The organism is Microbacterium sp. zg.Y909 (assembly GCF_024626565.1).
The window spans coordinates 1-6,713 of record NZ_JANJFJ010000245.1; the positions used below are offsets into that span (position 1 = coordinate 1).

Annotated in this window: 10 protein-coding genes, 1 tRNA gene and 1 riboswitch; of the genes, 4 read left to right on the plus strand and 7 right to left on the minus strand. The window is 70.6% G+C overall.

What is annotated here, in order from left to right; genetic code table 11:
- The coding region (locus NQ160_RS15945; protein ID WP_257516156.1) for a DEAD/DEAH box helicase family protein at positions 1-923 on the minus strand (923 nt) is incomplete at its 3' end.
- Between the two features lie 202 nt (positions 924-1,125).
- Between NQ160_RS15945 and NQ160_RS15950 the strand changes: the two genes are divergently transcribed.
- The 3 genes from NQ160_RS15950 to NQ160_RS15960 are packed head-to-tail and all read left to right on the plus strand — an operon-like array spanning position 1,126 to position 2,330.
- On the plus strand, positions 1,126-1,371 hold the full coding sequence (locus NQ160_RS15950; RefSeq protein WP_257516157.1) for a hypothetical protein: 246 nt from the start codon (positions 1,126-1,128) through the stop codon (positions 1,369-1,371).
- On the plus strand, positions 1,368-1,928 hold the full coding sequence (locus NQ160_RS15955) for a hypothetical protein (protein ID WP_257516158.1): 561 nt from the start codon (positions 1,368-1,370) through the stop codon (positions 1,926-1,928). Before NQ160_RS15950 ends, NQ160_RS15955 begins: the two co-directional genes overlap by 4 nt.
- 57 nt (positions 1,929-1,985) lie before the next feature.
- Complete coding sequence (locus NQ160_RS15960; protein WP_257516159.1) at positions 1,986-2,330, plus strand: DUF6804 family protein; 345 nt, start codon at positions 1,986-1,988, stop codon at positions 2,328-2,330.
- A 4-nt stretch (positions 2,331-2,334) separates the two neighbouring features.
- Here NQ160_RS15960 and NQ160_RS15965 read toward each other — a convergent pair whose 3' ends face one another.
- On the minus strand, positions 2,335-2,739 hold the full coding sequence (locus NQ160_RS15965) for a DUF6157 family protein (protein WP_257516160.1): 405 nt from the start codon (positions 2,737-2,739) through the stop codon (positions 2,335-2,337).
- A 49-nt stretch (positions 2,740-2,788) separates the two neighbouring features.
- On the opposite strand from NQ160_RS15965, the gene NQ160_RS15970 reads away from it, so the two are divergent.
- Complete coding sequence (locus NQ160_RS15970; protein ID WP_257516161.1) at positions 2,789-3,640, plus strand: helix-turn-helix domain-containing protein; 852 nt, start codon at positions 2,789-2,791, stop codon at positions 3,638-3,640.
- Between the two features lie 143 nt (positions 3,641-3,783).
- Here NQ160_RS15970 and NQ160_RS15975 read toward each other — a convergent pair.
- From NQ160_RS15975 to NQ160_RS15995, 5 genes are all read right to left on the minus strand, one after another.
- A tRNA-Arg gene (locus NQ160_RS15975) sits at positions 3,784-3,859 on the minus strand.
- A gap of 240 nt (positions 3,860-4,099) precedes the next feature.
- Positions 4,100-4,420 carry a DMT family transporter gene (locus NQ160_RS15980; protein WP_257516162.1) on the minus strand — a complete coding sequence of 107 codons (321 nt, stop codon included), beginning with the start codon at positions 4,418-4,420 and terminating at the stop codon, positions 4,100-4,102.
- Between the two features lie 10 nt (positions 4,421-4,430).
- Positions 4,431-4,495, minus strand: a riboswitch (guanidine-III (ykkC-III) riboswitch).
- Positions 4,496-4,537: 42 nt separating this feature from the next.
- On the minus strand, positions 4,538-5,410 hold the full coding sequence (locus tag NQ160_RS15985; RefSeq protein WP_257516163.1) for a CPBP family intramembrane glutamic endopeptidase: 873 nt from the start codon (positions 5,408-5,410) through the stop codon (positions 4,538-4,540).
- The gene (gene trmB / locus NQ160_RS15990; RefSeq protein ID WP_257516164.1) at positions 5,407-6,165 is read right to left on the minus strand and encodes a tRNA (guanosine(46)-N7)-methyltransferase TrmB; all 759 of its coding nucleotides are present in this window, start codon (positions 6,163-6,165) and stop codon (positions 5,407-5,409) included. Before trmB ends, NQ160_RS15985 begins: the two co-directional genes overlap by 4 nt.
- Positions 6,166-6,207: 42 nt before the next feature.
- A partial coding sequence (locus NQ160_RS15995) for a DUF3097 domain-containing protein (protein WP_257516165.1) occupies positions 6,208-6,713 on the minus strand: 506 nt, incomplete at its 5' end.

Here is a 6,713-nt window from a genome sequence, read left to right on the forward strand (position 1 = left end):
AAAGTCGTGCGCAGCAGCACGTCGAGCCCCTCGGCGTGGCCGGAGAGGAACGCGAGCTCCTCGCGGGTCGGCTCGGCGAAGCGCACGAGGTCGCGGTAGGGGGCGAGGTTGCCCTCGCGTACGACCGCCGGCACCGGCACCTCGTAGTCGACGTCGCCGAGCAGCGAGGTGTAGTTGTCGTACTCGTCGGCGTCATCGGGTGACGGCAGCGTCGCGGTGAGCCCGATCAGCAGCGGCTCGCGCCCCGCCTCGCGCAGGCGCGCGACGAGGGTCGCCACCACGAGCGCCCAGTGGTCGAGCAGGTGGTGGCATTCGTCGAGCACGACGGTCTCGACACCGTGCGCGACCAGCCGGTCGATCAGGGCGAGGGCGTTGGGATGCAGGGCCGACGCGAGCACCTCGGGATCCTCGCGCACCAGTCGCCGTCGCAGCGTCCGCGAACGGCTCGCGATGCCGCGGCGGTAGGCGGCGGGGTTCCGAGACGCGAGGGCGTCGAGCCACTGCGCGGCGGCATCCGGCGATCGGCCGTCCGACTCGAGCTCGTCGCACCACCGGCTGCGGGCGAGCCCGGCGAACGGGTTGGCGGCGTCCAGCACGCTGAGGGCCTGGTAGGTCAGCGCCGTGAAGTCCCCCGGGCCGTCCGGGTCCTCGGACACCGCGGCTCGGTCGGGCGCGAGGGTCGCCGCGGTGGCGGCCCACTGCGCGCGGATCGTCGTGTTCGGGGTCAGCACGACGGCGCGACGGCCACGGCGGGCGGCCAGCAGCAGGCCGAGCAGGGTCTTTCCCGACCCGGGCGGCGCGACGATGTGCAGCGCCGAACCCCCCGCGACGTCGACGCGGTCGAGGACGTCGGCCTGGTAGTGCCGCAGCGTTCCGGCGAACCGCCACGACGCGAGCGGTGCGGTCGCGGTCGCGTGTGGCATCCATTCAGCTTATGAGTGCCGGGCCGCCCCACTCGGTCGCGTCACCCCCGCCCCGCCGCCGCATCACCGTGAGACCCCATCTGGCGGACGAGACGGCGGGTGTCACCCACGGTCTCGTCCGCCAGTTGCGGTTTCATCGACCGCGGCAGCGGATGGGCAAGGAGAGCTTGCCCCCGGCCGCGGTGCAAGCTAGCCTTGCCACATGAATGCAGAAGCGCAGGTGCAGAAGACCCGCCGTCCCGTGATCGCAGCCATCGTGGCCGGCATCGTCTTGGCCGTCATCGGGTTGCTCGTAGGAATGAACATCCCGGGACTCGTGATGAGCGTGGCGGGCTGGTCCGCGGTGATCGCCGGGCTCGTGTGGCTCTTCACCGCTCAGTCACAGCGGTCGGCGGCGACATCCCGCGCCGGATCGTGGCGCCCCGGTGACGAGAAACCGCGCCCGTGACCGGCGACGCCGACGCCGATCTGGCCGTCGAGCTGTCCCGACTGGCGGCGCGACACGGCGCTGTCTCAGGGCAGCCCGCCACGACCGATGAGCTGCTGACCGCCGTGACCGCGTTTCACGACATCGCCCGCGTTGCGGCGGACCTGCAGGGGCAGGCCGTGCGCGCCGCGCACGACGCCGGCGTGAGCTGGGCGAAGATCGGCGCACTCCTGGGCACGTCACGGCAGGCAGTGCAGCAGCGTTTCGACCCGCACTACGTCCGGCGCGACGACCCGGAGGGATCCAGTCGCATCCTCGGCCCGGTGACGCGCGCCGAAGAGATGCACCACCTCGCCGAGGCGGGGGCGCAGGGCTGGCGACTCGTCCTCGCCCGCCACGGTGAACACGTGCTCGAGCGGGACGACACCGCGTGGGAGATCACGCGGGTCTCGGTCTTCTCGGCACGGCCGATGCCCTCCCCCGCGGAAGGTTGGCAGGCGGCGGCCACACGGTTCCCGGACTGCTTCTACATCCGCCCCGCCCGAGGGGATGCCGGGGCGATGCGCGGCCGGAAGTGAACCAGACCCTCGGCAGGACGCGTCACACTGGGTAGGAGCACGACGAACGGATCCCCCATGCCCTCACCGCAGACCCGCGCGCCGTCGGAGTACCAGCGCAACGCACTCGCCCCGGCGATCCTCGCCGCGACCGCGTGCCTGGCCGGCATCGCACTACTCAGCCATGAGTACTACCTCGCGATCCGCTTCATCGTGGCGATCCTCGCCGTGATCATCGGATGGTTCGCCCTGCAGGCCCGGCAATGGTGGTGGATGCCGGTCATGCTCGCGATCGCGATCGTCTGGAACCCGCTCTATCCGTTCGAGCTCTCCGGCCCGTGGTGGGTGGGCGCCCACGTGGCCGCGGCGGCGGTGCTCCTCACCGCCGGCGCGCTGATCCGCTCCCCGCGGACGGCCGCCTAGCCGCTCACCCCCGTGACGAGCGCATCGCGGGCTTCTGTGTGAGATCAGCGCGTTCGGCGAGGGACGCGTACTCGGCGCTGCCGAGCGCGACGAGCGCGACGCGGCCCTGCTCGTCGTGGTGGAACCCCCAGCCGTACCGCTTGGCCAGCGGAGAGGCGCGCAGGCACGCCTGATCTTTCGCGAAGAAGCGATCCCATTCCGCGGGGCGCTCGGACTCGCTGATCCCGGCGCGCACGGCGTGTACCTCGAAGAGGATCTCGTCCGACGTCCTCTCGTACGGGTGATCGTGGATCAACTCGTACTGCAGGGACGCCACACTCGGCTTCGCACCCGCGGGCGGCACCTCTGCGACTGGCACGGGACAGTCGGGCGCCGTGGTGATGAAGGTACTGCGGTAGTTCGTCGTCATGACCGCATCCTGCGCCCCGCGGCCCGCGCCGGTATTGCAGAATTGCGCCATGGAGGGCACGCGCACGAGAGCCATCGGCTCCGCCGAACGCTCCGGAGTGCTGCAGCCGCAGAATCTCGAGCGGTTCTCCGCCCGGTGGATCCCGCCGGCCGAAGACCTCCGAGACGTGGTCGACACCTACTGGGCGGTGCAGTGGCGGCTCGAGCCCGGCGAGTCCATCGAGCAGCGGATCATCGACCACCCGTCGATCACGCTCAGCATCGAGAGCGGCGACGTCGCGGCCCCGCTCGTGGTGACGTCCGCTCGATCCACGGCGTGGACGCGCACGATCAGCGGCAGCGGGGACGTCTTCGCGATTCGGCTGCGTCCCGCCGGCCTCGCCGTGCTGTCCGACCTCGAGGCTTCGTCGCTCCCCTACGAGCGAGAGGTCACCGCGGACCTCGACGGGCGCACGCACCGGCTCCTCCAGCAGATCGCGGCGGGGCCGGACTCGACCGCCAGGGCCGAGGCCGCAGACACCCTCGTGCGGGCGCTCCTCGCCGAGCGTCCGCTGAGGCCGTCGCAGCGGTTGGCGAATGCCGCCCTCGATGTCATCGCCGACCGACCGCACGTGCGGAAGACGTCGGACGTGGCCACCGCGCTCGGAGTGGGCGTGCGGACCCTGCAACGGACAGTGCGGGAGAACATCGGGCGCAGTCCCGGTGAGATCGCTCGCCGCGTGCGCCTGCAGGAGGTCGTCCGGCGCCTCTCAACCGAAGACGGGAGCCTCGCCGCCATCGCCGTCGAACTCGGCTACGTCGACCAGGCGCACCTCACCAACGACTTCCGCTCCGTCGCCGGGGTGACACCCGGTGCCTACCTCCGAGCGCTGGCGCGGGCGAACGAGGCGCTGGCCGGTTAGGGCGGGGTCGCACCGGGGTGGACATTCGGAGCGCCAGTGCCCGTTTCCCGCGACCGGCCCGAGACTCTGGCGAAACACGCGAGAGCGAGCCGAAACGACAAGATCGCCGCCCAGAGCTGGACGGCGATCTTCGTTTTCAGTGGTGGTGCCCCCGACAGGAGTCGAACCTGCGACCTACGGTACCGGAAACCGGCGCTCTATCCACTGAGCTACGGAGGCGTACCGAACGAGACTATCACTGGCCGGACGGCCCTCCCGACAACGCAGATCGCCCCGGAGCCTAAGCTCCGAGGCGATCAGTTGCGTGTGTCGGTTTCCGTATCCGGTCACCTCTCGGTATCCACGTTTCCGTTTTCTTCTCGCAGGACCGAAGCTACTCCGATCCCCCGCCGGGTCAAGGGGCGCCGCGCAGATCGACTCACCCTCGGGTTGAACGTGAAGGATGCCGGCATCCGCCCCTCACTCGGGGCTGACCAGCTTCAGCCCGACGATGCAGCCGACCAGGCCCAGGATGAGCAGGAACTTCACGAGCGAGAAGTCCTCATCCCCGGTGATCATCGCGTAGACGACGGTGATCGACGCGCCGATGCCCACCCACACGGCGTACGCGGTGCCGGTCGAGATCCCGCGCATCGCGTACGCGAGGCCGCCCATGCTCATCACGAGCGCGACGCCGAAGACCACCGATGGCCAGAGCTTGGTGAAGCCCTCGGATTTGCCCAGGGCGGTCGCCCAGACGGCCTCGAGGACTCCGGACACGATGAGAACGAACCACGACATGACACAGCCTCCTGGCCAGTCTTGTCGCTCACCGGGTACTGAACCGTCGTCCGGGGATCCGGTCGGGATCCGCCTCGATGCTACCGCCGCGCTCCGGGTGACGGGCCGCAGCGGCCGTCAGGGCGAGACGAAGAAGATCGCGTCGAGCAGCCCCGGGTTGTGGGCGTGCACGAGCACGGCGAAAACCACCGCGTCGAAGAGCAGATGCACCGTCACGACGTAGGCGAGCGAGCGCGTGCGCAGGAAGATGTAGCCCTGCAGAAGCGCGAACGGGATCGTCAGCGCCGGCCCCCACTCACGGTAGCCGAGCTCCCACAGGAACGACACGAACACGATCGCCTGCAGCAGGTTCGCCGACGGATCGGCGAAGTGCCGGCGCAGCAGGGCGAACACGGTGCAGATGAAGAACAGCTCGTCCCAGATGCCGACGGCCCCGACGCCGACGAACAGGCGCGCGATGAGGTCGGGGGTGTCCACCACCGGCCAGTTCATGTAGACGCCCGAGGTGATGAAGTAAAACGGCAGGATCAGCCAGCCGAGCACCAGCACGAGCAGAAGCCACACCCACTGGAAGGTCGTCCACCGCCCTCCCCCGCGCCACGGGAACGAGATCGCGCGGTCCCGGTACACCCAGCGCGAGATGACGTAGGGCACGACCACGGCTCCGCCGAGGGCGAGCGTGAACCGCACCATCGCGGCGTTGTCGAGCTCGGCCTTCAGATCGATGAGGCTGACGATGACCATGCCGAGGGCGATGAGCGACAGATCACGCACGAGGCTCGGCGGACGGGTGTCGGATGCCGCGGGCACGGCATCGCGCTCGCCACGCCGTTCCACGAGAGCGGCCACCACGAGCCCCGCGATGAGCAGCGCCCACCCGAGCAGGGGCTGCAGCAGCACGAAGAACGCGGGAGCGGCCAGACACACCAGCAGCGCGGGCACAGTGGCGAGGGAGACGAACGGCCTGGTGGCCGGGACGACCGTCTTCACGCGCGCGCCTTCCGCCGGTAGACCAGATCGCGGATCTCGCGGCCCTTTGCGGCGCCCTTGCGCTCGAATGCGGTCACGACGCGCCCCTCGAACCGCGGGGCCCACGTGCCGGCGAACCCGGGCTCGAAGTCGGCGGCGTCGTCCATGACCGCGTGCATCTGCAGCGCGTAGTCCTCCCAGTCGGTCGCGAGGCGCAGCAGACCGCCGTCGCGCAGCACGCGCGCGGCGAGCGCGGTGAAGGGCGGCACGACCAGTCGGCGCTTGGTGTGCTTCTTCTTGTGCCACGGGTCGGGGAAGAACACCCAGAGCTCCTGGACCGACGCTTCGGGCAGCAGGTGCTCGAGCACTTCGGGGGCGTTGGCATCGACGACGCGCAGGTTCCGCAGGCCCTGGCGGCCGGCGTCGAGCATGGTGCGGGCAAGGCCCGCCTTGAACACCTCGACTGCCAGGAAGTCCACCTCGGGGTGCGCCGCTGCCGCGTGCACGATCGCGTGCCCCTGGCCGGAGCCGATCTCGACGACCAGCGGGGCGGTGCGCCCGAACACCTCTGCCGGGTCGACCTCGGACCCGGCTCTCACGCTCGTCGTCGCACCGTCACGCTCCAGCGGCAGCGCGTAGAAGGGGGCCAGCTCGCGCCAGGCGCGCTCCTGCGCCTCGGACATGCGTCCGCTGCGGCGCACGAACGATACCGTGCGCTTTCGGAACGGGGCTTCGGAATCGGCGGTCGGGTCCGCGTCGGGCTCAGGGTCCGGCATGGGACAAGGCTACCGGTGTCGACCGGCGCGCCCCGCGACGGATCAGTCCTCCTGGGTGACGAAGTCGATGAGCCGCTCCACAGGCCCGAGCAGACTCGGATCGAGGTCGCGGAAGGTGTGGACGCTCCCGAGAATCCGCTGCCACGCCCTCGCGGTGTCGGCCTGCTCCTCCGCGGGCCATCCGAGCGCCCGGCACACCCCGGTCTTCCAGTCGGTGCCGCGGGGAACCGTGGGCCACGCCGGGATGCCGACGGCGCGCGGGAGCACGCACTCCCAGACGTCCACGTGGGGGTGCCCGACCACCAGCACGTGCGCACCGTGCGGGCCGCGCGCGAGGGCATCCGCGATGCGCTGCTCCTTCGAGCCGGGCACGAGGTGGTCCACGAGCACGCCGTACCGGCGACCGGGTCCCGGCGGCTCATCGCGCAGCGTCTCTTCGAGCAGATCGATGCCCTCGAGGTACTCCACGACCACCCCTTCGACGCGCAGGTCCGCTCCCCAGACCTTCTCCACGAGCTCGGCGTCGTGGCGACCCTCGACGAGGATGC

Coding starts and splice junctions, on each gene's coding strand:
- NQ160_RS15950 (WP_257516157.1), top strand. CDS start 1,126: ATGAATGCAGAAGCGCAGGTGCAGAAGACCCGCCGTCCCGTGATCGCA.
- NQ160_RS15960 (WP_257516159.1), top strand. CDS start 1,986: ATGCCCTCACCGCAGACCCGCGCGCCGTCGGAGTACCAGCGCAACGCA.
- NQ160_RS15965 (WP_257516160.1), bottom strand. CDS start 2,739: ATGACGACGAACTACCGCAGTACCTTCATCACCACGGCGCCCGACTGT.
- NQ160_RS15970 (WP_257516161.1), top strand. CDS start 2,789: ATGGAGGGCACGCGCACGAGAGCCATCGGCTCCGCCGAACGCTCCGGA.
- NQ160_RS15980 (WP_257516162.1), bottom strand. CDS start 4,420: ATGTCGTGGTTCGTTCTCATCGTGTCCGGAGTCCTCGAGGCCGTCTGG.
- trmB (WP_257516164.1), bottom strand. CDS start 6,165: ATGCCGGACCCTGAGCCCGACGCGGACCCGACCGCCGATTCCGAAGCC.